The sequence below is a fragment of the Streptomyces sp. 5K101 genome (assembly GCF_046506645.1).
In the GTDB taxonomy this organism is placed as follows: Bacteria; Actinomycetota; Actinomycetes; order Streptomycetales; family Streptomycetaceae; genus Streptomyces.
Genome location: NZ_JBKFFO010000012.1, coordinates 1 through 23,981, shown reverse-complemented (window position 1 = coordinate 23,981; position 23,981 = coordinate 1). Strand labels below are relative to the sequence as shown.

Annotated in this window: 20 protein-coding genes and 3 pseudogenes; 14 read left to right on the top strand and 9 right to left on the bottom strand. The window is 71.3% G+C overall.

What is annotated here, in order from left to right; genetic code table 11:
- Positions 1 to 44 precede the first annotated feature (44 nt).
- On the top strand, positions 45 to 857 hold the full coding sequence (locus ACLB9X_RS22780) for an SAM-dependent methyltransferase (protein WP_410362228.1): 813 nt from the start codon (positions 45 to 47) through the stop codon (positions 855 to 857).
- Complete coding sequence (locus ACLB9X_RS22775) at positions 854 to 3,016, top strand: putative bifunctional diguanylate cyclase/phosphodiesterase (RefSeq protein ID WP_410362227.1); 2,163 nt, start codon at positions 854 to 856, stop codon at positions 3,014 to 3,016. Before ACLB9X_RS22780 ends, ACLB9X_RS22775 begins: the two co-directional genes overlap by 4 nt.
- A gap of 300 nt (positions 3,017 to 3,316) precedes the next feature.
- Here the strand turns inward: ACLB9X_RS22775 and ACLB9X_RS22770 are convergent, their stop codons facing one another.
- Positions 3,317 to 4,198 (bottom strand): LysR family transcriptional regulator, encoded by an 882-nt coding sequence (locus ACLB9X_RS22770; RefSeq protein ID WP_410362226.1) that lies wholly within the window; start codon positions 4,196 to 4,198, stop codon positions 3,317 to 3,319.
- Positions 4,199 to 4,292: 94 nt separating this feature from the next.
- Between ACLB9X_RS22770 and ACLB9X_RS22765 the strand changes: the two genes are divergently transcribed.
- From ACLB9X_RS22765 to ACLB9X_RS22755, 3 genes are read left to right on the top strand one after another with little or no spacing between them, the layout of a single operon-like run.
- The gene (locus ACLB9X_RS22765; protein WP_410362225.1) at positions 4,293 to 5,000 is read left to right on the top strand and encodes a succinate dehydrogenase; all 708 of its coding nucleotides are present in this window, start codon (positions 4,293 to 4,295) and stop codon (positions 4,998 to 5,000) included.
- Position 5,001: 1 nt separating this feature from the next.
- Complete coding sequence (locus ACLB9X_RS22760; protein WP_410362224.1) at positions 5,002 to 6,948, top strand: fumarate reductase/succinate dehydrogenase flavoprotein subunit; 1,947 nt, start codon at positions 5,002 to 5,004, stop codon at positions 6,946 to 6,948.
- Complete coding sequence (locus tag ACLB9X_RS22755; RefSeq protein ID WP_410362223.1) at positions 6,945 to 7,691, top strand: succinate dehydrogenase/fumarate reductase iron-sulfur subunit; 747 nt, start codon at positions 6,945 to 6,947, stop codon at positions 7,689 to 7,691. Before ACLB9X_RS22760 ends, ACLB9X_RS22755 begins: the two co-directional genes overlap by 4 nt.
- Here the strand turns inward: ACLB9X_RS22755 and ACLB9X_RS22750 are convergent.
- Together ACLB9X_RS22750 and ACLB9X_RS22745 are read right to left on the bottom strand one after the other, a co-directional pair.
- Positions 7,681 to 8,706, bottom strand: coding sequence for an MBL fold metallo-hydrolase (locus ACLB9X_RS22750; protein WP_410362222.1), 1,026 nt, complete (start codon positions 8,704 to 8,706; stop codon positions 7,681 to 7,683). The two genes, ACLB9X_RS22755 and ACLB9X_RS22750, sit on opposite strands and share 11 nt — an antisense overlap.
- A gap of 84 nt (positions 8,707 to 8,790) precedes the next feature.
- On the bottom strand, positions 8,791 to 9,633 hold the full coding sequence (locus ACLB9X_RS22745; protein WP_410362412.1) for a serine hydrolase: 843 nt from the start codon (positions 9,631 to 9,633) through the stop codon (positions 8,791 to 8,793).
- Positions 9,634 to 9,735: 102 nt separating this feature from the next.
- On the opposite strand from ACLB9X_RS22745, the gene ACLB9X_RS22740 reads away from it, so the two are divergent.
- The 4 genes from ACLB9X_RS22740 (at position 9,736) to ACLB9X_RS22725 (ending at position 16,652) form a co-directional block, all read left to right on the top strand.
- Positions 9,736 to 10,680, top strand: coding sequence for a LysR family transcriptional regulator (locus tag ACLB9X_RS22740; protein WP_410362411.1), 945 nt, complete (start codon positions 9,736 to 9,738; stop codon positions 10,678 to 10,680).
- A 470-nt stretch (positions 10,681 to 11,150) separates the two neighbouring features.
- Positions 11,151 to 15,863, top strand: coding sequence for a cation-translocating P-type ATPase (locus ACLB9X_RS22735; RefSeq protein ID WP_410362221.1), 4,713 nt, complete (start codon positions 11,151 to 11,153; stop codon positions 15,861 to 15,863).
- Between the two features lie 52 nt (positions 15,864 to 15,915).
- A complete protein-coding gene (locus ACLB9X_RS22730; RefSeq protein ID WP_410362220.1) occupies positions 15,916 to 16,047 on the top strand; it encodes a hypothetical protein in 132 nt (43 codons plus the stop codon).
- Positions 16,048 to 16,163: 116 nt separating this feature from the next.
- Positions 16,164 to 16,652 (top strand): hypothetical protein, encoded by a 489-nt coding sequence (locus tag ACLB9X_RS22725; RefSeq protein WP_410362219.1) that lies wholly within the window; start codon positions 16,164 to 16,166, stop codon positions 16,650 to 16,652.
- Positions 16,653 to 16,804: 152 nt separating this feature from the next.
- Here ACLB9X_RS22725 and ACLB9X_RS22720 read toward each other — a convergent pair whose 3' ends face one another.
- The gene (locus ACLB9X_RS22720) at positions 16,805 to 17,482 is read right to left on the bottom strand and encodes a hypothetical protein (RefSeq protein WP_410362218.1); all 678 of its coding nucleotides are present in this window, start codon (positions 17,480 to 17,482) and stop codon (positions 16,805 to 16,807) included.
- Between the two features lie 898 nt (positions 17,483 to 18,380).
- Here ACLB9X_RS22720 and ACLB9X_RS22715 point away from each other — a divergent pair.
- Both ACLB9X_RS22715 and ACLB9X_RS22710 read left to right on the top strand, forming a co-directional pair.
- Entirely contained in the window at positions 18,381 to 18,998 is a 618-nt protein-coding gene (locus ACLB9X_RS22715) for a dihydrofolate reductase family protein (RefSeq protein WP_410362217.1), read from the top strand.
- Between the two features lie 4 nt (positions 18,999 to 19,002).
- Positions 19,003 to 19,848 carry an alpha/beta fold hydrolase gene (locus ACLB9X_RS22710; protein ID WP_410362216.1) on the top strand — a complete coding sequence of 282 codons (846 nt, stop codon included), beginning with the start codon at positions 19,003 to 19,005 and terminating at the stop codon, positions 19,846 to 19,848.
- Between the two features lie 215 nt (positions 19,849 to 20,063).
- Here ACLB9X_RS22710 and ACLB9X_RS22705 read toward each other — a convergent pair whose 3' ends face one another.
- Positions 20,064 to 20,429, bottom strand: a complete 366-nt coding sequence (locus ACLB9X_RS22705) for a DUF4440 domain-containing protein (RefSeq protein WP_410362215.1) — start codon at positions 20,427 to 20,429, stop codon at positions 20,064 to 20,066.
- Here ACLB9X_RS22705 and ACLB9X_RS22700 point away from each other — a divergent pair.
- Together ACLB9X_RS22700 and ACLB9X_RS22695 are read left to right on the top strand one after the other, a co-directional pair.
- Entirely contained in the window at positions 20,400 to 20,993 is a 594-nt protein-coding gene (locus tag ACLB9X_RS22700; protein WP_410362214.1) for a GAF domain-containing protein, read from the top strand. The genes ACLB9X_RS22705 and ACLB9X_RS22700 overlap by 30 nt on opposite strands.
- A gap of 75 nt (positions 20,994 to 21,068) precedes the next feature.
- Positions 21,069 to 21,204 (top strand): annotated as a pseudogene (locus ACLB9X_RS22695) (LexA family protein); the annotation flags it as partial.
- Positions 21,205 to 21,318: 114 nt separating this feature from the next.
- Here ACLB9X_RS22695 and ACLB9X_RS22690 read toward each other — a convergent pair.
- From ACLB9X_RS22690 to ACLB9X_RS22680, 3 genes and pseudogenes are all read right to left on the bottom strand, one after another.
- Positions 21,319 to 21,468, bottom strand: a pseudogene (locus ACLB9X_RS22690) (transposase); the annotation flags it as partial.
- A 110-nt stretch (positions 21,469 to 21,578) separates the two neighbouring features.
- Positions 21,579 to 22,115, bottom strand: coding sequence for a hypothetical protein (locus ACLB9X_RS22685; protein WP_410362213.1), 537 nt, complete (start codon positions 22,113 to 22,115; stop codon positions 21,579 to 21,581).
- Positions 22,116 to 22,227: 112 nt separating this feature from the next.
- Entirely contained in the window at positions 22,228 to 22,884 is a 657-nt protein-coding gene (locus ACLB9X_RS22680; RefSeq protein WP_410362212.1) for a DUF4360 domain-containing protein, read from the bottom strand.
- A 503-nt stretch (positions 22,885 to 23,387) separates the two neighbouring features.
- Here ACLB9X_RS22680 and ACLB9X_RS22675 point away from each other — a divergent pair.
- Positions 23,388 to 23,813, top strand: a complete 426-nt coding sequence (locus ACLB9X_RS22675; protein ID WP_410362211.1) for a pentapeptide repeat-containing protein — start codon at positions 23,388 to 23,390, stop codon at positions 23,811 to 23,813.
- Here the strand turns inward: ACLB9X_RS22675 and ACLB9X_RS22670 are convergent.
- Positions 23,797 to 23,981 (bottom strand): annotated as a pseudogene (locus ACLB9X_RS22670) (hypothetical protein); the annotation flags it as partial. The gene ACLB9X_RS22675 and the pseudogene ACLB9X_RS22670 sit on opposite strands and share 17 nt — an antisense overlap.

Sequence of the window (23,981 nt, the reverse complement as noted above, 5' to 3'; positions counted from 1 at the left end):
CCATGGACATGGCCGATCCGCCGTGGCGACTTGATGGAGAATCGATGGAGCGTCCCGCCTGGGCCCCGCAGAGCATCGACATATCGGTGCCGAGCGTGTCCCGCATTTACGACTTCTACCTGGGCGGCTCGCACAATTTCGAGGCCGACCGGAAAGCGGCGCGCAGGGCGATGCGGTTCATGCCGGGCCTTCCGAAGATCATGCAGGCGAACCGCGCGTTCATGCGCAGGGCCGTGAATTACGCGGTGGGCGAGGGTATCAGCCAGTTCCTCGACATCGGCTCCGGCATTCCCACGTTCGGCAACGTCCACGAAGTGGCCCGCGCGGCGGACCCGGAGGCCCGCGTCGTCTACGTCGACCACGACGCCGTGGCCGTCGCCCACAGCCGGACCCTGCTCGCCGGGGACGAGCGGTCCGGCGTGGTCTGCGCCGACCTGCGCAAGCCCCGGCAGATCCTCGACAGTCCCGAGGTCACCGGGCTGCTCGACCTGGAGCGGCCGGTGGCCCTGCTGCTCGTGGCCGTCCTGCACTTCCTCCAGGACGAGGACGATCCGTACGCGGCGGTCGCCGAGCTGCGCGACGCGCTCGCGCCCGGCAGCCTCATGATCGTCACCCACGCCTCGTACGAGGGGGTACCGGTCCCCGAGGACGTGGCGGGCGGCGCGGTCGGGGTCTACGAGGACATCCGCAACCCCCTGGTCATGCGCACCCGCGAGGAGATCGCGGCCTTCTTCGAGGGATACGAGATGGTCGAGCCCGGACTGGTCTCCATGCCCCACTGGCGGCCCGACACCCCCGTCGACCAGGAGGACCCATACGCCTTCTCGGGCTTCTCCGGGGTGGGGCGCAAGGCGTGAAGCCGTCGTCGCAGGCGACCGGTCCCGACGCGGAGGCGGACGCCCTTGAGGACAGAGTCAGGCGGTTCGCGACGATCTGGAGCCGGGCCGTCTACCCGGTGACCTCGACGTCGCTCACCCGGCCCGAGCTCGAACAGCATCTGGTGCCGGCAGTACGGGACCTGTGCCGCATGCTGCGCGACCACCCGTTCGACGCGCAGTCGGCGCAGCGGATCGGCAGGGCGCTCGTCGACGCCCACTGCACCGACCCCGACGCGCTCAGCCGCACGCTCGGCGTCGTCGACTCCTACCTCGTGCTGTACTGCGGCGACCAGGAGCGGACCGCCGAGGAGAACAGGGCGCGCTGCGCCCGGCTCCAGCACGCCGTCGCCGCCGGGTTCGCGGCGGCGCTGCGTGACCGCACCCTCGCCGAGCAGGAGGCCATCGCCCGTTCTTCGCTGCTCGCGCGCAACGACGCCCTGGAGGCGATGCACGCCACGGAGGTCCGCTTCCGCGCGGTGTTCGAGGGGGCCGCGATCGGCATCGGGATCGCCGACCTCGACGGCAACCTGCTGGAGGTCAACGACACCCTGATGCAGATGTTCGGCGGCCTCGAACACCATGTGCGCAGCCGCAAGGTCACCGAGTGGGTGCACCCCGAGGACCGGCCCCAGGTGTGGGAGTTCTACCGGGAACTGGTGCGCGGCGAGCGCGAGCACTACCGGACGGAGAAGCCGTTCTACCGCAACGACGGAACGGTTCTGTGGACCAACCTCACCGTCTCGCTGCTGCGTGACGCCGAAGGGGCCCCGCAGTACCAGCTGGTCCTCCTGGAGGACACCACGGAGCGCCGGCTGCTCAACCTGCGGCTGCGTTACGAGGCCACGCACGACGCGCTGACCGGACTGCCCAACCGCACTCTGTTCTTCGAGCGGCTCGAGAAGGCGGTATCGGCCGGCGACGGCGCCCGCTTCGGGCTCTGCTACCTCGACCTCGACGGTTTCAAGGCCATCAACGACAGCCTCGGACACGCCACCGGCGACCGGCTGCTCGTGGAGGTCGCCGACCGGCTGCAGAGCTGTGCCACGGCGCCGGGGGAGATGGTCGCCCGCCTCGGCGGGGACGAGTTCGTCGCGCTGACCACCGGCCCCGACACCGAGCGCGAGGTCGACGAGCTGGCCTCCCGCATCCTCGGCTCGCTGGCCTCGCCGGTGACCATCGACGGGCGCGATTTCACCGTGCGCGGCAGCATCGGCATCGTCGAGGGGCCGGGGGGCGAGCGGACCAGCGCGGAGGTGCTGCGCAGCGCCGACATCACCATGTACCGGGCCAAGTCGGCGGGCGGCAACCGCTTCGAGCTGGCCGACCCGGAGGCCGACGCCCGCGCCATCACCCGGCACGGGCTGACCAACGCGCTGCCCGCGGCGCTGGAGCGCGACGAGTTCTTCATCGAGTACCAGCCGCTCGTCCACCTCGGCGACGGCAGTGTGCACGGCGCCGAGGCACTCGTGCGCTGGTGCCACCCCCAGTACGGGGTGCTCGGGCCCGACCGGTTCATCCCGCTCGCCGAACGCACCGGCCTGATCGTGCCGCTCGGCCGCTGGGTGCTCCAGGAGGCCGTACGGCAGGCCCGGTACTGGAGCAGACGGCACACCGACGGCGGCCCGCTGCGCATCAACGTCAACCTCTCGCCGGCCCAGCTCCAGCACCCCGGGCTCGTCGCGGACACGGTCGACGTGCTGGAGCGATCCGGCCTGGAGCCCGGCGCGCTGTGCCTGGAGGTCACCGAGTCCGCGCTCATCGGGGCCGACGAGGACCTGCTCAAGCCGCTGCGCCAACTGGCCGAGATGGGCGTGGACATCGCGCTCGACGACTTCGGCACGGGCTACTCGAACCTGGCCAACCTGCGCAGACTGCCCGTGAGCGTGCTCAAGCTGGATCGTTCCTTCACGCGGGGGATGCAGCAGCACCCCGCCGACCCGGTCGATCTGAAGATCGTCGAGGGCATTGTGTCACTGGCGCACAGTCTCGAACTCGCAGTGACCGTGGAGGGCGTGGAGACCGGCGCGCAGGCGGAGCAGCTGCGTGAGCTGGGGTGCGACACGGCGCAGGGCTGGTACTACGCACGTCCCGGCGCGCCGGACCGCATCCACGCACTGGTGCTGGCGGACGCGGTCTGATTCTCCGGGGGCGCTGCCCCCGGACCCCCCGCGCCTCAAGCGCCGGCGGGGCTGCATGTGCGGGGCGCTGCCCCTGTCCCTGTCCCTGTGCCTTTCGCCAGGCGAGGCTGCCCATGCCCGCCGCCCTCGTCGGGGCGCTGCCCCCGGACCCCCCGCGCCTCAAGCGCCGGCGGGGCTGCGTATGCAGCCCGTCCGGCGTTTGAGGACACCGCGCGGAGCGCGGTGCGGGGGCCGGGGCTTGCCCCGGTTCGGGAAGGGGCGGGGTGGGGAAAACATCCCGCCGTGGCGCCAAAAGGCCGCTCACGCCCGCGACTCCAGCAGCACCCGCTGCAGCTCACGCGCCGCCCGCGGCGGCGCCACATCGCTGCGGTGGGCGAGCGCGATCGTGCGCCGCAGGCCGGGGCGGGCCAGCGGCGTCACCCGCAGATCCCCTCCGGCGCCCGCCGCGACCATGCTGGGCACGACGGCCACGCCGAGCCCCGCCCGTACGAACCCCAGCACGGCGTCCATCTCGCCGCCCTCCACCGTGAACGACGGCTCGAAGCCCTCCGCGCGGCAGGCGGCCACGGTCAGCTCCCGCAGGTCGTACCCGTGCCGGAACATCACCAGCGGCTCACCCGCGAGATCCGCGATGCGCAGCGGCGAGGGCGGCGCCGCGGCCGCCGGCGAGGAGATCACCACCAGGTCCTCCCGCAACAGTTCGACCGTGCTGAGCGCCGGCGAGGGGGAGGGGAGGGGCAGCACCACGAGCGCCAGGTCGAGCGCGCCGCGCGCCAGCTCCCGTACGAGGTCGTGCGAGCCGGACTCCTCGATCAGGATCTCGATGCCCGGGTGCAGATCGTGGAAGGTCCGCAGCACCTGCGGCAGCAGACCGGTGCACACGCTCGGGGTGGCGCCGAGGCGGACCCGGCCCCGGCGCAGCTGGGCCACCTCCTGCACCTCGCGGCGGGCCGTCTCGGTGTCGGCGAGGATGCGGCGGGCCAGCGGGAGCAGCGCCTCACCGGCGTCCGTGAGGGCGATGTTGCCCCGCGCACGGCCGAAGAGATCGGCGCCGAGCTCCTGCTCCAGGGCCCGGATCTGCTGCGAGAGGGACGGCTGGGAGACGTGGACGCGCTCGGCGGCGCGCGTGAAGTGACGGGTTTCCGCGACCGCGACGAAGTAGCGGAGCTGCTGGAGCTGCATGGGCCCACTGTAGAGCGTCCATAGGGCATGCCTATGGACCTGAGCCGAATCATGTCTTGGACCTCTCGTGCCCCAGGGCTCTAGCGTCGACGCCATGGCTCTGGCAACGCGGACGGAACGACAACCGTCCAGGACGCGCACCTTCTGGGCATCCACCATCGGCAAGAAGACGGTCATGGCCGTCAGTGGTCTGATCATGCTCGGGTACCTGGTGGCCCACATGTTCGGCAACCTGAAGATCTTCTTCGGGCCGGGCGAGTTCAACGCGTACGGCCACTGGCTGCGTACCATGGGCGCCCCCGTCCTGCACCACTCGTGGGGCCTGTGGCTCGTCCGCGTGGTGCTGCTCGCCGCCGTGATCGGGCACGCGGTCGCCGCGTACCAGCTCAGCCGCCGCGACATCAAGGCCCGCCCCAGCCGCTACGTCCACAAGCGGCCGCGCGCGAGCTACGCCACCCGCACCATGCGCTGGGGCGGCGTCATCCTCGCCCTCTTCATCGTCTGGCACGTCCTGGACCTGACGACCGGCACCGTGCACACCGGCGGCTTCCAGGAGGGCCACCCCTACCAGAACGTCGTGGACACCTTCTCCACCTGGTACGGCAACGTGATCTACATCGTCGCCATGCTCGCCGTGGGCCTCCACATCCGGCACGGCTTCTGGAGCGCCGCCCAGACCCTCGGCGTCGGCAGCGCCACCCGCGACCGCGTCCTCAAGACCGCCGCGAACGTGCTGGCGCTCGCCCTGACCGCCGGATTCCTCTCCGTACCCGTCGCCGTCATGACCGAAGTGGTGAGCTGACATGAGCTTCCCCGACTACGAGACCGGCGCCCCGATCGCCGACACCAAGGCGCCCGAAGGACCCGTCGCCGAACGCTGGGACAAGCGGCGCTTCGAGGCGAAACTCGTCAACCCCGCCAACCGACGCGGCCACACCGTCATCGTCGTCGGCACCGGCCTCGCCGGTGGCGCCGCCGGCGCCACACTCGCCGAACAGGGCTACCACGTCGAGCAGTTCTGCTACCAGGACTCCCCGCGGCGCGCCCACTCCATCGCCGCCCAGGGCGGCATCAACGCGGCCAAGAACTACCGCAACGACGGCGACTCCATCCACCGCCTCTTCTACGACACGGTCAAGGGCGGCGACTTCCGCGCCCGCGAGTCCAACGTCCACCGGCTGGCCCAGATCTCCGTCGAGATCATCGACCAGTGCGTCGCGCAGGGCGTCCCCTTCGCCCGTGAGTACGGCGGGCTGCTCGACACCCGCTCCTTCGGCGGCGTCCAGGTCTCCCGCACCTTCTACGCCCGCGGGCAGACGGGCCAGCAGCTCCTCCTCGGCGCCTACCAGGCACTCTCCCGCCAGATCGCCGCCGGCAACGTCACGCTGCACGCCCGCACCGAGATGCTCGACCTGATCGTGGTCGACGGCCGCGCCCGCGGCATCGTCGCCCGCGACCTCGTCACCGGCCGGATCTCCACGTACCTCGCCGACGCGGTCGTCCTGGCGACCGGCGGCTACGGCAACGTCTTCTACCTGTCGACGAACGCCATGAACTCCAACGCCACCGCGATCTGGCGCGCCCACCGGCGCGGCGCTTACTTCGCCAACCCCTGCTTCACCCAGATCCACCCCACCTGCATCCCGCGCACCGGCGACCACCAGTCCAAGCTGACCCTGATGAGCGAGTCGCTGCGCAACGACGGCCGGATCTGGGTTCCGAAGGCGCAGGGCGACACCCGCCCGCCGCACGAGATCCCCGAGGACGAGCGCGACTACTACCTGGAGCGGATCTACCCGTCCTTCGGCAACCTCGTGCCGCGCGACATCGCCTCGCGCGCCGCGAAGAACGTCTGCGACGAGGGCAGGGGAGTGGGCCCCGGCGGCCAGGGGGTCTACCTGGACTTCGCGGACGCGATCAAGCGCATGGGCCGGGCGAAGGTCGAGGAGAAGTACGGCAACCTCTTCGACATGTACGAGCGGATCACCGCAGAGAACCCGTACGAGGTGCCGATGCGGATCTACCCGGCCGTGCACTACACGATGGGCGGCCTGTGGGTCGACTACGACCTCCAGACCACCGTTCCCGGCCTCTTCGCCATCGGTGAGGCCAACTTCTCCGACCACGGCGCCAACCGGCTCGGCGCCTCCGCCCTGATGCAGGGTCTCGCCGACGGCTACTTCGTGCTCCCCTCCACCATCAACGACTACCTGGCCCGCACCCCGCACAAGGCCCCCGTCACCGCCGAGCACCCGGCCGTCCAGGAGGCCGTGGCCGATACCGAGGACCGGCTCCACCTTCTGCTGTCCGTCGACGGCGACCGCACCCCGGACTCCTTCCACCGCGAGATCGGTGAACTCATGTGGGAGTACTGCGGCATGGCCCGCAGCGAGACCGGCCTGCGCAAGGCACTGGAGCGGATTCCGCAAATCCGCGAGGAGTTCTGGCGCCGCATCAAGGTCCCGGGCAGCGGCGAGGAGTTCAACCAGTCGCTGGAGAAGGCCAACCGCGTCGTCGACTACCTGGAACTCGCCGAGCTGATGTGCCTCGACGCCCTGCACCGCACCGAGTCCTGTGGCGGCCACTTCCGCGAGGAGTCCCAGACGCCGGACGGCGAGGCGGCCCGCAAGGACGAGGAGTTCTCCTACGCGGCGGCCTGGGAGTTCGCGGGCACGGGCCGAGCCCCCGTCCTCCACAAGGAAGACCTCGTCTTCGAGTACGTCCACCCCACCCAGCGGAGCTACGCATGAAGCTCAACCTGCGCGTCTGGCGCCAGAAGAACGCCGACGCCCCCGGCACCATGGCCACCTACGAGGTGGACGGCATCTCCCCGGACATGTCCTTCCTGGAGATGCTCGACACCCTCAACGAGGACCTCATCCTGCGCGGCGAGGAGCCGGTCGCCTTCGACCACGACTGCCGCGAGGGCATCTGCGGCGCCTGCTCGCTCGTCATCAACGGCGACGCGCACGGCCCCGAGCGCACCACCGCCTGCCAGCTCCACATGCGTTCCTTCCAGGACGGCGACACCATCGACGTGGAGCCGTGGCGGGCGGCCGCCTTCCCGGTCGTCAGGGACCTGGTCGTCGACCGCACCGCCTTCGACCGGATCATCCAGGCCGGCGGCTACATCAGCGCTCCCACCGGATCCGCGCCCGAGGCCCACGCGACGCCGGTGCCCAAACCGGACGCCGACCGCGCCTTCGAGCACGCCGAGTGCATCGGCTGCGGCGCCTGCGTGGCGGCCTGCCCCAACGGCTCGGCCATGCTCTTCACCTCGGCGAAGATCAACCACCTCAGCGCGCTGCCGCAGGGCGCCCCGGAGCGCGAGACCCGCGTGCTCGACATGGTCGCCGCCATGGACGAGGAGGGCTTCGGCGGCTGCACCCTGACCGGCGAGTGTGCGACCGCCTGCCCCAAGGGCATCCCGCTGCCCTCGATCACGGCGATGAACAAGGAGTGGCTGCGGGCGAACCGCAAGGTCAGGCGCTGACCGCGGGGCGCATGTCCGCCCCGTAGAGCGTCCCGTAGTCCGGGACGACGATGCGGGACGTGGGGGAGCAGCCGCGGACCTGGGCGACGAAGCCGTCCAGGTCCATGGCGGCGTCGCGGACCGGAGGATCGCTCAGCGGCCTCTCGAAGTGGTCCCAGTGCACCGGGACGACGGTCGCCGGGCCGCCGAGTGCGCCCAGCAGCCGCGGCACATAGCGGTGGGTCGCCCGGCTGGAGGGCACCGCCGCCATCAGCACGTCCGGGCGCATCCCGGCCACCGCGCGCTCGTCGATGTCGCTCGCCCCCATGAAGAACACCGAAGGCCCGCCCGCCACCGACAGCCGGAACGCCAGCGTGTCGCCCTCCGGCAGGTCCGAGATGGTGCGCGGGGCGCTCGCCGGCGGCGCGTTCAGCGTCCCCGGCGCGAAGTACGACCAGTTCTTGTTGCGGCTGTGGAGGCTGGAGACGACCTCGACGGTGTAGCCGCCGAAGTCCAGCACCTCGCCGCCTTTGACCACACTGATCTGCGCCTTGTCGACCCCGAGGGACCGCAGCACGTGGTACGTCGTCTCCGTGCCGAAGACCCGGGCGCCCGTGGACTTCGCGATGTACGGGACGTCGTTGACGTGGTCCCAGTGGGTGTGGCTGACCAGGACGGTCTCCGGCCTGCCCGCGAGCCGGGCCACCAGCTCCTCGTCGCAGGTCAGCTCGGTCGCCGGATCGAAGCTGCCCTTCGGGTCGAACAGGCCGGTCGCGAAACGGGTGATGTACGGGTCGAAGAGGACGCCGCGCCCGCCGATGTCGATCCGCCAGCCCGAGGTGCCGAGCCACCGCAGGGTCGCGCTGTCCGCCCGTACGCGCGCCGCCGCGCCGCCCTTCCGCTCCTCTGCCCCCGCCGCCTGTGCCGCGGCGGGCAGCAGCGGCATCGTCGCTCCGAGCGCGGCCCCGCGCAGCAGCGTCCTGCGGACGAACGAGCGCCGGCTGCCTTCTTCCGTAGCGTTCTCGAATTCGTTCATGGCACGCAGAAGATCAGCCGGGGACCGGCCGCGTCCAAGACCGGAGCCGCCCCCGATTCATACCGTCAGGTGTATGACACCTGCTCACCTGCCCTGCCAACTGCCCGTGGCGCGCAGGAAATCGACCGCCGTCCGCGCCGCCGTGCCGATCGCCACGTCCGCCCCCGTACGGTTCGCCACCGGCTCCGGCGTACGGGCGAAGACCGCGACCGCGTACCGCCCGCCGTCCGGGTACTCGGCCACACCGACCTCGTTGTGCAGCCCCGGCAGCGTCCCCGTCTTCGCCGCGATCCGCACGTCGTCCCCGAACCCCGCGGCGAGACGGTGCCGGAACACCTGACGCGCCATCAGAGCACGTACCTGCGCACACGCCTGAGCGGGACCGGCCTCGTCCCGCCAGATCATCCGCAGCAGCCCCGTCATCTCACGCGGTGTGCTCGCGTTCGTACGCGCCGGGTCGAAGACGCCGAGCGCGCCGACCTCGGCCGCGGACAACGCGGGGAACAGGGCCGCGAACTCCCGCTCGTCCCGCGCCCCCACCTCCGCCAGCATCGACTCCAGCAGCTGCCGGGGGCCGCCCACGATCCGGGTGCGCACCATCCCCAGCTCCTTCGCCAGGAGGTTCACGGTGTCCACGCCCACCCGCTCCAGCAGGAGATCCGCGGCCGTGTTGTCGCTGACCGACATCGCGAAGTGCGCGAGGTCCCGCAGGGAGACCTCCACGTCGTCCAGGCACCCGGCCGTGCCCCAGCCCCCGAGCCGGTACCCGGCCGTGACCAGCACCCGCTCCCGCGGATCGAGCTGACCGGCCGCCGCCTGCCGGGCGAACTCCAGCACCAGCAGCACCTTGAACACCGAGGCGACCACGACCGGTTCGTCCGCACCGCAGCCCACCTCCCCGCCGGAGTCGATGTCCACGGCGTGCATCCTGCCCTCGGCCCCCGCCGCCGTGAACACCGCGCCCAGCCTCTCCTCGATCCGCACCCCGAGCCCCCGCTCCCATCGCCTACTGTCGGTCCCGTGGATCTCTTGCGCCACCTGCGTATCTTCCTCGCCGTCGCCGACGAGATGAACTTCGGACGGGCCGCCGACCGGCTCGGCATGGCCCAGCCCCCGCTCAGCCGCGCCGTCCGCAGGCTGGAGGACGACCTCGGCGCCGAACTCTTCGACCGCTCACGGCGACAGATCCGCCTCACCCCGGCCGGCGCGGTCCTCCTCGACGAGGCGCGGGACCTGCTGGCGCGCGAGGAACGCACCAGGGCCCTGATACGGCGGGCCCGCGACGGCGACCTCGGCACCCTGCGCGCCGGAGTGCCGCCCGACACCTCCGCCGCGGTCCTGGGAGCCCTCCTCGCGGAATGCGCCGACCGGGCACCCGCGCTGCGGGTCGACCTCCAGGAGGTGACGACGGACGAGCAGGTGCGCCTGCTGGCATCCGGCGGGCTGGACGTCGGCCTGGTGCACGCACCCGTCGACGCGACCGACATCGTCCTCGGCCCCGAGACCGCCGTCGACCTCGGAGTCGTGCTCCCGAGGACATCGCCCCTCGCCCGGCTGCCCGAAGTCGCACTCGCCGAACTCGCCGGCCACGACCTGGTCCTCTTCCCGCGCTCCACCGCACCCGGCTGGTACGACCGGACGCTCGACATCTGCCGCGCGGCGGGCTTCGTCCCCGGCCGCCTACGCCACGCCCGCAACCCCGAATTCCTGATCGGGCTCGTCACCGCGGGCCACGGAGTCGCCTTCGACCAGGGGCCGGTGGCCCGCAAGGAGCCCAGGGTGGCCTGGCGACCCCTGGCCGGGCGGCCCCTCACCCAGCGCATCCGCGCCGCCTGGCCCCGGCAGTCACCGCACCCGGACGCACGGGAGTTCGCCGCGGTCGCGGCCGACGTGCTGGCCCGCGACCACACGACGGCGACGCCGCCGGACGACGCGGGGGACGCACCGCGCCCGTGGTCGGTGGTCTTCGGCTGAGCGCGGGCGGTGGTGCCGACGGCGGTCGCCGCCGGCACCTGGCCTTCGCACGCCCGGCCCTGCACGGCGGCATCCATGGTCAACCGCTCTCACACCACGCCGTGAGGCCCCGGCCCGCTGGCCACGCCCGGCAGCCGACGTCGCCGGTCGTTCGCCTCCCGCCGGACCGTCTTCGCTCGGCGGGCGTCCTGCGCGTCAGCGTCGCGGGTGTTGGGCGGCGTGGCGGGCGGCTTGGAGGACGTTCTCGACGGAGGCCGGCGGCGCGGTGCCGTTGTGCCGCGCCGCACCGGCGACGAAGCAGGTGGTGCCGACCGTGAGGCGGTCTCGGTCTCCGTGGCGGACATGTCGTCCGACTGACGGATCGGGTGTGCGTGCGCAGGACGATCCGATGAAACGTGATCATACTGAAGTTGGCTGTGTGTCCTTTCGGGCGTCGGTCACGACGCCCGTCGGCCAATCGTGGAGGCCGTGTGATCTGGCCAGTGCTCTCCCAGTCCGCACTCTCCCGGTTCGCGTCGGCCGGTCCCGCGCTGCTCGGACCGGTCCGCTCCGCTGCGGAGTGGCTGGCCGGCGTACCAGCGGTGCTGCCGGTGGTCGGGCCCCTGCTGCGGCCCCCTGCGCCCCGTCTCTGGCGGACCCCCGGCGGCGCGCAGATCACGGTCCTGCGCCTGGGGCAGCCGGGGACGGCCGCCGCGGCACGCGAGCTGGAGACCGCGCTGCGGAGGATGAGGGGTGTGTACCGCGCTGAGGTGAACGGCACGCTGGGCTGCGTGTACGTCGGCTGCGGGCCCCAGGCAGACCTGGAACGCGTCGTCGCCCTGGTCTCCGCCGCGGACGCCGCCGCGCCGGAGGCAGGAACCGACGGCGCAGGCGAGCCGGGGGCCGGTGCGCGGCCGGGACGGAGCCCGGTCGGGTACCCGGGCGCGGCGGGCCCGGGGATCGAGGCGGCCGTTCACCTCGGCGCGGGCCTGGCGGCGGTCGGGGTGGCGTCGATCGGCAAGGTGCTGCGGTTGCGTGGGCTGCATCCGGTCGTGATCTCGGCGGTCCATCTCGTCGAGGCCACCCCGGGGCTGAGCGCGGGGATCGCCCGCCGGCTCGGTGAGAAGGCCGCTGAGCGGACCTGGTCCACGGCGAACCTGCTGCTGACGACGCTGACGTTCCGGCCGGTCGGCGCCGCGGTGGCCGCAGCGCTGGCCGGGGTCCGGTACGCGGAGGTGCAGGCGCGGCGCAGGGCTTGGAGGGACTGGGACCGAAGGCTGGCCGCGCATGAGGGAACGTACCGCCACGACGCCGTGCCGGCGCACGAGCGGCCCGCCCCGCTGCCGCCCGGACCGGGCGAGCGGTACGCCAATGTCGCGGTTCCGGTGTCCCTCGCTGCCTACGGGCTCACCGCGGCCGGCACGTTCAGCCATGACCGGGGGCTGGCGCTGCTGGCCGCCGGGACGCCGCGAGGCCCCCGGTTCGGCCGTGAATCGTTCGTCTCCTCGGTGGCGCGGGCGCTCTCCGACCGGGGGGCGCTGGTGCTGCGGCCCGAGGCGTTGCGCGGCCTCGACCGGATCGACACCGTCGTTCTCGACGCCCGGGTGCTGGCCACCGGCGGTTGGACGGTCGAGAACATGGTGCGCCTGGCGCCGTCCGGCAGGCGGCAGGGCGAGGCGGAGATCACCGGCCCGGACGGTGACCGCGGCCCGGACGAGGCGGGGGACGGCCCCGACGACGAGATCCACGCACGGATCCATGAACTGATCGAGCCGGGACGGCCGCCGGGGCGTCGGCGCCGACACGGCGCCGGCCCCATGCCGTCGACGCAGCGAGCGGGCTGGGCGCTGCGGCCGTACGCCGGTGCGGACACCGTCCCGGGCGGCGTCGAGGTGTCCGAGGAGACGGCCGCGCTGGCAGCGCGGTGGGCCGAGGAGGGGGCGCAGGTCCTGCTCGTGATGCGGGACGGCACGCCGGCCGCCGTGGCCGGTCTTGTCCCCCAACTGCACGCGCTCGCCCACCACTTGGTGCGCGCGGCGGGCGAGTGCGGCGACGTGCGGCTGGTGGGCGGCCCGCCCGGGCTGCACCGTCGGTTCGGGCTCCCGGAGGCGGTTCCCACCGGGCACCGGCGCACGGCCGCGCTGGTCCGCTCCCTCCAGGCGCAGGGCCACGGTGTCGCCGTGGTGTCGGCACGGACCCGGCGCGCCCTCGCCCGCGCGGACCTGGGGATCGGAATGCTCACCGGTCCGCGCCATGTGCCGTGGGACGCCCATGTCGCCGCTCCGCCCGACGTCGTCAACATGCTGCTGACCGCCCTGCCGGAGGCCCGGCGGGTCAGCGTGCTGTGCACTCGTCTGGAAGGCGCCGGCGCCCTCGCGGGCTCGGCCCTCGCCCTTCTCGTCCCCCGCCCCGGGGCCTCGGTGCGGGCTCATCTGGTGACCGACGCGGTGACCATCGCCGGGGTCACGGCGGGCTTCTGGGCGGGCTGGCGACTGGGCAGTCGGCCGGCTCCGGCCGCCGTCGGGCGTACGCCGTGGCACGCCATGACGGTGCGTCAGGTCATGGCGCGGCTCGGCACCACCTCCCGGGGGCTGGACGAGGCCGAGGCGGCCCGGCGCCGCCAGTTCAGGGGCCGTGACCGGCACGACGGTTCCGTCACGCCGATCGGCAGGTTCGCGGAGGAGATGGCCAATCCGCTGACCACCATCCTGGCGATCGGCGGCGGCATCTCCGCGGCGCTCGGCTCCGTGCTGGACGCCGTGCTCATCGGCGGCGTTCTGGGCGTGGACGCGTTGGTGGGCGGGGTGCAGCAGCAGAAGGCCGACCATGCGGCACGGCGGCTGGTCGAGGCGACCTCGATGCGGGTGCGGGTGCGCCGAGCGGACCAGGCCGAGGCGGTCGAGGCGGCCGCCGATCACCTGGTGCCCGGCGACGTGATCGAGCTGCGGGCCGGAGACGCGGTCCCGGCCGACTGCCGGGTGGTGCAGGCACAGGGCGTGGAGGCCGACGAGTCCAGCCTCACCGGCGAGTCGCTGACGGTCGTGAAGAGCGCCGCGCCGTCCGCGGCCCGGGCGGTCGCGGACCGGACGTCCATGCTCTACCAGGGGACGACGGTGGCGGCCGGTCACGCGCTCGCCGTGGTGGTCGCCACCGGCACCGCCACCGAGGCGGGCAGCGCGGCGGAGTCGGCCCCTGAGGAGGGGCCGCCGGAGAGCGGTGTGGAGCGGCGGCTGAAGGCCCTGGGCCGGTGGTTCCTGCCGCTGTCCGTCGCCGCGGGAGCCGCCCTCTTCGCCGTCGACCTGCTGCGCAGGCGGCCGCCGGGCGCCGCCCTGGGATCCGCGATCAGCCTGTGCGTCGCCGCCGTGCCCGAGGGGCTGCCCTTCGTCGCCACGGTCGCTGAGCTGGCCGCGGCCCGTCGGCTGTCCACCCGCGACACCCTCGTCCACAGCGCCTCCACCATCGAGGCGCTGGGCCGCACCGATGTGCTGTGCTTCGACAAGACCGGCACGCTCACCGAGGGCCGTATCGGCCTCCGACAGGTGTCCGACGGCCTGGAGCGCCGTCCGCCCGAGCGACTCGGCCCGGCGCTGCGCCGGATCCTCGCCACGGCGGCCCTGGCGGGTCCGCCGGGTCCCGCCGCGACGCTCGCCCACCCCACCGACCGTGCCATCGCGGCCGGTGCCGAGCGGCTCGGTGCCGCCCCCACCCGGGCCGCGGGGCTCGCCTCGGACACCTGGGAACGGCTGGCGGAGCTGCCGTTCGAGCCCGCGCGCGGCTACCACGCCGTGCTGGGGCGCTCCGACTCCCAGGCCCGGATCGTCGTCAAGGGCGCCCCTGAGGTCGTACTGGCCCGCTGCGACCGGATCCGCCGCAACGGCGGCAGCGAGCCCTTCGACGACCGGACGCGGCAGGCGTTCGAAGCGGAGATCGACCAGCTGGCCCGGCAGGGCCTGCGGGTCCTCGCGGTCGCCGAGCACGTCCTGCCCCCGGGCGCACCACAGGACGACCTCGTGCTCGCCTCTTTCGCCGATCTCAGCGACGAAGGCCTCGGCGGACTCTGTCTGCTGGGCCTGCTGGGACTCGTGGACCCGGTGCGGGCCACCGCGGCCGAGAGTGTGAACCGGCTGGCCACGGCCGGGGTACGCATCGTCATGCTCACCGGGGACCATCCCAGCACCGCCGCAGCGATCGCCAGGGAGCTGCGGCCCGAGGAGGAACCGCGCCTGATGACCGGGGCGGAGCTGGACTCCCTCGACGACGCCGCGCTCGCCGAGACGTTGCCTGACATCACGGTGTTCGCCCGGGTCACCCCGGCGCACAAGGTCCGTATCGTCACCGCGCTGCGCGCGGCCGGCCGGACCGTCGCCGTCACCGGCGACGGCGCCAACGACGCGCCCGCCATCCGGATCGCGGACGTCGGGATCGCTCTCGGCTCCCGGGCGACGCCGGCGGCCCGCTCCGCCGCCGACGTAGTGGTCACCGACGACCGCATCGAGACCATCGTGGACGCCATCGTGGAGGGCCGCGCCATGTGGGCCTCGGTGCGCAAGGCGCTGGGCGTCCTGCTGGGCGGCAACCTCGGGGAGATCGTCTTCACCCTGGCGACCAGTCTGCTCACCGGGCGCAGCGCGTTGAACGCACGCCAGCTCCTCCTGGTCAACCTGCTCACGGACATGCTGCCCGCCATGGCCATCGCCGCCCGGCCGCCGGCCGGCCACGCAAAGAAGCTGCTCGCGGAGGGGCCGGAGACCTCGCTCGGCACGGCCCTGGTCCGGCACATCCGGCTGCGGGCCGCCGTGACCACGGCGGCTGCTGCCGCCGCCTGGGTCGTCGCTCGGATGACCGGCACCCGGGGGCGCGCCGACACCGTCGCCCTGGTCGCCCTCGTGTCCTCCCAGCTGTTGCAGACCATGGCGGACGCGGGTCGCGATCCCGTGGTCGCCGCAGCCGTGGTGGGGTCCCTGGCGGTCCTGGGCGTCGTGGTGACCGTGCCGGGGCTCAGCCACTTCTTCGGCAGCCGGCCCCTGGGTCCCGTGGGCTGGACGATCGCCCTGACCTCGGCCGCGGGTTCCCTCGTGCTGCCGGCCGCGGTGCAGCGCGCCGCCGGTGCCGCCGCGTGGGCGGGCTGGACGGAGGGGCGCGACGTACCGGCAAGGGAAATTTCACCCAGAGGTCATGCTGGTGCCGCATACCGGCAGCCGTGAGACCGGACAAAGGAACTGTCCTCAGTACAACGCACCCGAAAGGCGGCTGACCGTGCCGCACGTCGTTACCAAGATTCTGACCCAGGTGGCCGTCGCTCTCCTCGAGGCCGCCCTGATCCGCCTGTCCGTCCAGCTCTGGAAGGCGTTCGCCGGCAGCGCGCGTCCGGTGACCGTTCACGCCTGACCTGGTATCCGACGCGACTTCTGACCTTTTTGCTGGTTGCCAGTGGTTTATCACCATCTGGGAGTGGGAGCGTGGGGAGGGAGACCGTACATGCTTCCCAGCACGGGAGGACGGAGATGACTTCCCCGCAGACCCAGCCAGAACAACCTTCGACCCAGCAGGACACAGTCCAGACCGAGACGGCCCGGTCGCAGGCGCCGCAGACGGCCCCTGCGACCGGAGAGGCACAGCCGGTGCCCGAGGCTCCCACGCAGCCGCGCAGTGACGAGGAGGCACGGGGCCGAGAATGGCCGATGGGCGGCAAGGTGCTGCACCTGCACACCGCGCACCCGCGGGTTCCCATTCCGTACGTGACCCCGGGCGACATGTTCACCGGTGCCCGCGGCGGCGCCCGCGCAGTCACAGGGCTGCTCCCCTCGCCGCGCAAGCTGGCCTACTACGGGATCCTCGGCGGTATGGCCGCGGCCGGCGTCCTGGAGTGGCCGGTGGCGATCGCCGTCGGCGCCGCCACCGAAGTGATCACCCGCGAGCAGGCGGCCCGGCAACGCGCCGACCTGGAGAAGGAGCAGGGCCGGCCGTCCGACACTCGCGCAGCCGTCAGGTGAGTGCACCATGGGGACGGTGTGTCATCCGTGTCCGGCCACTCTGGTGTGCGAACGGCCCCCCTTCCAGCGTGGAAGGGGGGCCGCGCCATGCTCCTGGCCAGGTCGGGACGGCAACCTGACCGGAACCATTGACCGGGTCGAACTGGAGCAGGCTAAGGCTGTGGCGTCACCCGCGTCCAAGGCGCGTTGCACGTGATGCTCGCCGTCACCGGAGGAACTGCATCCGGATCCGCGAAGACTTGAGTGCACGTGGTCTCCCACACGACGCCGGCCTTGGTCAGCACCTGGACCGAGGTGTCATCGACAAATCTCCCATTACCCACACTGGACACCGAGATGGAACAGGCGTCCAGCGGGAAACCGGGATTGTCGCTGATCAGGTCCCAGTCGTACGTGCCGCCAGGGACGGTCCGGATACCCACGCTGGCCTCGACAGGGAGCCGGCCCGCCTTGTCCGGATCGAAGAGCACGCCGGTGACCTGGTGCTGGGGATCAAGGAACAGGGGGTAGTAGGCGTCGATGTCATTGCACGGTCCGGTGGGCCTGCACCCCCTGCGGTCGCCGTCGCCGTCGCCGTCGTCGTCGCCGTCGTCGCCGTCCCGAGTCACCACCTGCTGGCTCACGCCGTCCGGATCGTAGGTGCACTCGTCCACGGTCTCGCTCGCCGCGCTCACGCCGACAGCCGCCTTGGCAGGCTGTCCTGCGGCCAGCACGGGACTCGCGATCCCCGAAAGCATCAGGGCCAGCGACGCGATGGCTCCGCCAGTCAGCCACGCACGCCGCTGGGGAAGGGGGCCGAGAGCGGACCGTGTCCTGTTTTCAGGACTCATACACTGCTCCTTCTGAAACCGGGTCGTCTGAGAGAAGCCATTTCGAGCCTCTCCGGACATTTTCGGTTCACGGACGCAACGCCTTGAGAGGCGCGCTGAGCTATCAACACATTGACCCATCAGGGCCACGCCAATGGGGGCGTACGGACAGTGAATCGGGCAGCTCGGCCACCATGGCGGTGGCAATTTCTTGCGGCAGGTTCTCGAGGATGCTGGCGGGCAGCTGGCTGATGAGGGACTTGGGGCCTGTCCGACGGATCACGGACGGAGCCAAGCTCGACGATCTCGCCCGAACCAAGGAGCTGGGCCTGCCCGCGAGCGTGCCCCACTCCTGAATGCGCGACGATCGCCTTCGCGACGAGCGTGAACGGTGACTTCGAACTGTCCATGGACGAATTGCGAGTTGTAGCGCGCTACGTCGCCGAGATAGTGCAGTAAGTTCTCCCGGTGTTCGAGGACGCCAACCCCGGTGACACCCGACCGCGGACGGCCGTCGATGCGGCATACGCCGCCGGTGATGCCGCATCTGCCGCCTACCTGCACCTGATCGCGAAAGCTCACCAGGTGGGTCACATCCTGCGTGCCGCTGCGAATGCGGCCCGCATGGCCGAACTCGACGCAGGCGAGGATCCCAGCGCCGGGAACAGGGCGATCGAGGAGGCTCGCGAACGAGCCACACCGGCACTGATCGATAGACGAAGTGGACCGCGACCTGCGCGTTTTCGATCCTGCCGGCGGTGCCGGTGTACTGGCGCTGGACGGCGACGGTGTGCGTGCCCTTCTATCGTCCGCTGTACGTCCGACGTGCCGCCTTGCGCGGCGCGCTGTCGAGTTCGCATCCGCCACACGCTCCATGCGTGAGCGATGAGTTTGGGCGACGGATCGGGTCTGCCCTGGCATGACGCGAATCATCGCTGACATCTCGGTCTCTCTCGACGGCTTCGTCACCGGGCCCGACCCCGGCCCGGACAACGGTCTGGGCACCGGCGGCGGGGCCCTGCACACGTGGGCGTTTTCCGACGACCCCGACGACCACCGGGTCCTGCGCGAGGCGACCGCCCGCTCGGGCGCCGTCGTCCTCGGCCGCCACCTCTTCGACGTTGTCGACGGGCCGAAAGGCTGGAACGACACGTCCGGCTACGGCGCCGGCGAGGTCGGCAAGCCCGCGTTCGTCGTCGTGACGAGCTCGCCGCCGGAGTCGGTGCGGACGACCAACCTCGACTGGACATTCGTCACCACCGGTCTGCCCGACGCCGTCACCGCCGCGCGCGAGCGAGCCGAGGCGGCGTCGTCGGACAGCGGCAAGGACCTCGACGTCGTCCTCATGGGCGGCGGCGCCACGATCGGCTCGGCGCTCGACACCGGGCTGGTCGACGTGCTGACGCTCCACCTCGCGCCCATCGTGCTGGGTGCCGGGACGCCACTGTTCACCGGCGGAGCGCCGCGCACGCTGGTGCAGCGGAGCGTGATCGCGACAGCGACCGCGACGCACCTGACCTACGACGTCCTCCGGTGATCCGATGACCACTGTCAACGCCAATGAGATCGCCTTGGGTATCGAGTCGTTCGGTGACGACGACGCGCCACTCGTCCTGCTCGCGGGCGGGACGACGATGCTCTCCTGGCCCGACGCGCTGTGCGAGCGCCTCGCCGCCGGCGGGCGCCGTGTGGTGCGCTACGACCTGCGCGACAGCGGGGAGTCGACGACGACGGATCCGGAGGCGCCCGCCTACACCCTGCGCGACCTCGCAGCCGACGCGGCGGCCCTTGCTGACGCGCTCGGCGGGGTGCCTGCGCACCTCGCGGGGATCGGCGTCGGCGGCATGGTCGCCCAGGTGGCCGTGCTCGACCATCCGGCCGCGTTCTCGGCGCTCACCCTTGTCGGCACCCGCCCGGTTGCCCCTGGCCCGCCCGACGATGACCTCCCCGGCCATGACCACGCGGCGATGAGCCGGCTCTTCGCACGTCCGATGCCCGATTGGACCGACCGCGAGGCGGTTGCGGAGTTCGCCGCTGCCGGCGCGGAGATCCTCGGCGACGACCCCGTCGCCGCGCGCGCAATCGCTGCGCGCATCTGGGACCGCACGCCCGGCACCGTACCCCCGGTCCAGATGGCCAACCAGATGGGCATGGTGTTCTCCAGGCTCGACTGCGAACCCCGCTGGCGCGAGCGCCTGCCCGAGATCGAGGTCCCCACGCTCGTCGTCCACGGCCACCGCGACCGGTTCTTCCCCGACGGCAACGGCGAGGCGATCGCGCGCGAGATCCCCGGGGCACGGCTGCTCGTCCTCAAGGAGGCCGCCACGGCGATCCCCGATGCGGCGGTCGGCGAGGTCACCGAGGCGATGGTCACGCTCGGACAGTGACCCCACCTGCAAGATCACGATCTACGCCTGCAGTACCAGAGCCAGTCGTCACATGTCACCCCCGCATCAGGAGGGATGCGGGGGTGAGGCCTGGCCGCACGAGTGCACTTGGCGCACGGCAAGCGTGCGTTCATCAAGGCAGCGAGCTCGCTGATGGCGCCGGCAGTAGCGGTCAGCCTTCGAGGACATCCCTGGACGTCTGTGGGCCCACCTGCTCAGCCGGTCAAAGTGCCCTGATGGAAGTACATCCGCCAGCCCGTCGCCGTCAGACGCCACACAGAACTCCGCCATGCCTGGCGGTCCTGGTTGTCGGCGTAATACGTCAGATGAACGACGCCCGGAGCAAGAACGACTCCAGACATCTCGCTGACCTTGACCGGAGACCCCGGGGACACCGACCCGCTACTCGTCACCGCGAGGATCGACTCCACGTCCCACCGGCGTCCAGAAGCACCGATCTCGGTGAACTCCGGGTCCAGAAGTTCCAGGACACGGGCCGGGGAAGCACGCACCTCGGGATCGAGAAGCCGCATCTCCCCATCGATGGCCGCTTGCACGGCGCGATCACTCTCATCCGTCATGCGGAAACCCTACGGACACGTCCACTCCACCTCAGCCGGGGCGCCGAGTCGCTCTCCGGCCTCAGCGCTGGCACTGCCCTGGAGCGACTGGGCAAGTCGCCTTCGTACGGCTCCGACATCGCCGGCGTCCTCGCTCCTGTCGGTCGGATACTGCACTTCCCGTCGGCTGCCCCTTATGCGCAAGCCCTCGTCGACCGCAGGCCTTTTCTGCTGCCCCGTATCGATGCGAGGGTCATCGCCCCGGCGGCCTCACACACGCCGACCCCGGAGAAGCTCTGGCGGATGGGCGTCCACTCACTGATGATGGCTCCGCTCATAGCCCGGGGCCTTGTGCTGGGTGTGGCCACCTTCCTCCGCGCCGGCGACAGTCCTGCGTTCGACAGGCGGGATCTCGCTCTGGCCTGCGACCTGGCCGCTCATGCTGCCCTCTGCATCGACAACGCCCGCCTGTACAACCGCGAACACGACACCGCTCTGACACTCCAGCGCAGCATGCTGCCCAGCGGCCCCAGCCCCCCAGCTGACCGGCGACCGGTGAGGCAGCATGCCGGCGGCACCTCCTGATCACACGTGGCATCGCGAAGGCGCAACTGCAGACCCCAGCCCTGGAGGCGGAGTCGACCGTGGCCCATCGCACCCGAGGCCGCGATCTGCGACGGCGACATCGTCACCGTCCGTCGCCAGGACTCCGCCTTCCACGGGAACGTTGCCGCCGCGCTCCTGGACGGCGAGGCCACCCGTCAAGCGCCTGCGCCGCGAGAACGGCCTGGCGTGGCAAACGTGGCAAGTAATCCGTGCATCCAGGGTGGTTGTACTGGCGGGCCGCTGAGTGGCGGCCGTCGAAGGCGATGTCGAAGGCGTTCAGCGCGGTCTTCCAGCGCATGGTTCAGCGGGCCTGGCCTTTGCCGGTGGTATCGAGCGACATGATCGCCATGTAGACGCACTTCAAGGCGGCCCGCTCGTACGGGAAGTGTCCCCGGGCCTTGACCGTCCGCCGGATGCGGGCGTTGACCGACTCGATCGCGTTGGTGGTGCAGACGGTGCTTGGGCTGCAGCAGCGGCGGCCGGGCAACGGCGGGGGCCGACGAAATGCGGCGTGCCGGGTGACGACGAGCGGGTGTGATCGAGTTCCTCGCTCGTCCGCCGGCATCAAGAGACAGCACTGCCGACGAGGGCCGCCAATTCGTCAGCCGACTCGGAGGTCGGACGGTAGAACCCCTGAAGACTGACCGAGCGCTCGAGACGGCCATCCACCACGTACTTCAGAGCGCGGGTCTGGCCTCGGCGGTTACGCCGGACAAGCCTTGCAAGCAGTTCGCCGGGGATCGGCATGTCGAAGCGTACGGGCGTCGCGTCCACGTGCACCGCCGCGGCGCCGCAGCCAGCGGCACCGAGCATCGACCAGTCGCCGTGCCCCGGATACGCAGGGTCCTGCCATGTTGCGGGGGCCGTGCCGCAGCAGTCGCGCCGCTCCATGTCGATCACCTGCATCTGACTCACCACGAACACCTGGCACCGGTTGACGTGCAGCCCGTACACCTGGTCCCCAGCACGGGCACCCGTCCATGCGGGCAGGGAGGAATGGACGCCGCTGAAGGCGACCGGCGGCCGCTCACCCACCCGACCCGCCTTGCGCAGAGCACGGCACGTGTCATGGGTCCACAAGACGGTGAAGGCATCAGACATGCCGTGATCTTATTGAGGTGAGGTTCTCGGACTGGGTTCCCTTCGGCAGCATTGGGTCTGGCCAGCCGGCCCGGCGACCGACACGTCGGGCACCGGGCCGGCTCTGCAGGCGTCAGCGCACCGGGCACCTCTTCCAGGCGAAGTGGTACTTGGTCGTGAAGCTGCCGTCCGTCGAGTCCATCGCCATGAAGCTGGTCGTGTTGGTCGTGTCGGAGCGTCCTCCGTCCACGAGCAACTCGGTGTTGATGTTGAAGTTCCGCTGCTCACCGCAGGGCTTGTGGACGAGGGCGTGGATGGCAGCCGTGTCGGAGACCTGCCAGTTGCCCTGGAGCGGGCCGTGGAACCGGTGGCTGCGGTAGGACGTCTGGGACATGCCCTGGAAGTAGTAGCTGGCCCGCTGCATGGCGCTCGCGCCGTTGTGCAGGCTGGCGAAGCCGCGATAGTCGGCCTTGGCGACGGCATAGGTGAAGCCCTGCGGGGCGTACACGTTCAAACCGAGTTGGCAGTTCTTGCGGAAGTCGGTCGGCTTGGCGCCCTTGCCGACCTGAGCGAGGTACTCGCTGTAGGTGACGGTGAAGGCCGTGTTGTCCGGTGCGACGGCCACGGTTGCGCTGCCGGGTCGGCAGCCCGAGCCGTTGACGGAGACGAGGTCGATCGTGACCTTGCCGGGCGGGGCGGGGGACTTCACGACCGCCGCGGTCCCCGAGGACGGGGTGAAGACGGCGACAAGTGCCGCCGTGGCGCCACCGATGAACACTGTTCTGAACATGGGGTCCCTTCTGATCGCTCAGTGCGCCCGCTCGAACCACCTCGATCGGGCAGCCACCTATAGCGTCACAAAGTGGACCATGATGTGACTCTGGGCCGCGGGAACCACGCCGAACAGCGAGTGCTTCGAGTCAACTTGGCGATTGATGCCTCGTCATGGCCGTGAGGGCCCAGGGCCTCCCCGCGGCGCTCAAGATCGCGGCGGTCGACGCTGAGCGCCCAGATCGGCCCGTACCGTCAGAGGTGCGGGCTGCGGCCATACGGAGGGCCTGAAACCCCCGTCCGGCCCCTCCCGCCCACGCACGCTCCTCGCGGAGCCCTCCACATACGCACTCGGCGAGCACGTCTGGTGGGGCGTATAGAGGAAGAAAGCCGTGCTCTCGCTGGTTTCGCCCTGTTTACGTGTGCTGGGGAGGCCCCCCATGCCATCTGCAGGTCCATGGCAGTGGGCCTTGGTTTCCGTGTTGCTTGTCCTCGGCTGTCTCCTGGCCCTTCGCCTGGCGGATGGCCGTCAAGGAACCGGAGTCGGAGCCCAGGACTGAGGTGCTCGCCGGGATCGGCGGCGGCCTGGTGTGCGGAATCGCCGTGGGTTTGTCCGCTTTGTTCTTGGGCGAGTCGATCCGTGAGTCCCAGGAGAACGCGACATGGCGGGCGAGCGTCGAAAGCGCAGACAGCATCCCCGGCTTGACCGTCGCCGGCCACGACATCAAGGGCATCGACTTCAGTGGGAAGTCGCTCCACAATGCGGACTTCACCAAGGCTGATCTGCGTGGCGCAAAATTCCAGGATGCCGACCTGACCGGGGCAAACTTCACGGGCGCCGATCTGCGGCGGGCAAACCTGATCGGAGCCAATCTGCAGGACGCGAGCCTTGAGTGGGCGGTTCGTGAGTTGATGTCCGTTCCGGACTTGGTTACCGCTTCTTGCTGAAGGTGCCGGGCTCGGCCTCGGTGAGGATTCCTATTGCGACCAGGCGTTTCATCTTGGCGCGGGTGCGTTCGACGTGTTTCGGCAGGAGCTCGAAGTCGAGGGCCTGACAGATGTCTCGGGCCCTCAGCGGACCGTGGGTGTCGTTGAAGACGGCGAGGATGCGCGGGT

Coding starts and splice junctions, on each gene's coding strand:
- ACLB9X_RS22710 (WP_410362216.1), top strand. CDS start 19,003: ATGACCACTGTCAACGCCAATGAGATCGCCTTGGGTATCGAGTCGTTC.
- ACLB9X_RS22685 (WP_410362213.1), bottom strand. CDS start 22,115: ATGTCTGATGCCTTCACCGTCTTGTGGACCCATGACACGTGCCGTGCT.
- ACLB9X_RS22760 (WP_410362224.1), top strand. CDS start 5,002: ATGAGCTTCCCCGACTACGAGACCGGCGCCCCGATCGCCGACACCAAG.
- ACLB9X_RS22725 (WP_410362219.1), top strand. CDS start 16,164: ATGACTTCCCCGCAGACCCAGCCAGAACAACCTTCGACCCAGCAGGAC.
- ACLB9X_RS22745 (WP_410362412.1), bottom strand. CDS start 9,633: ATGCACGCCGTGGACATCGACTCCGGCGGGGAGGTGGGCTGCGGTGCG.
- ACLB9X_RS22750 (WP_410362222.1), bottom strand. CDS start 8,706: ATGAACGAATTCGAGAACGCTACGGAAGAAGGCAGCCGGCGCTCGTTC.
- ACLB9X_RS22675 (WP_410362211.1), top strand. CDS start 23,388: ATGGCCGTCAAGGAACCGGAGTCGGAGCCCAGGACTGAGGTGCTCGCC.
- ACLB9X_RS22765 (WP_410362225.1), top strand. CDS start 4,293: ATGGCTCTGGCAACGCGGACGGAACGACAACCGTCCAGGACGCGCACC.
- ACLB9X_RS22780 (WP_410362228.1), top strand. CDS start 45: ATGGAGCGTCCCGCCTGGGCCCCGCAGAGCATCGACATATCGGTGCCG.
- ACLB9X_RS22755 (WP_410362223.1), top strand. CDS start 6,945: ATGAAGCTCAACCTGCGCGTCTGGCGCCAGAAGAACGCCGACGCCCCC.
- ACLB9X_RS22680 (WP_410362212.1), bottom strand. CDS start 22,884: ATGTTCAGAACAGTGTTCATCGGTGGCGCCACGGCGGCACTTGTCGCC.
- ACLB9X_RS22720 (WP_410362218.1), bottom strand. CDS start 17,482: ATGAGTCCTGAAAACAGGACACGGTCCGCTCTCGGCCCCCTTCCCCAG.
- ACLB9X_RS22705 (WP_410362215.1), bottom strand. CDS start 20,429: ATGACGGATGAGAGTGATCGCGCCGTGCAAGCGGCCATCGATGGGGAG.
- ACLB9X_RS22715 (WP_410362217.1), top strand. CDS start 18,381: ATGACGCGAATCATCGCTGACATCTCGGTCTCTCTCGACGGCTTCGTC.
- ACLB9X_RS22770 (WP_410362226.1), bottom strand. CDS start 4,198: ATGCAGCTCCAGCAGCTCCGCTACTTCGTCGCGGTCGCGGAAACCCGT.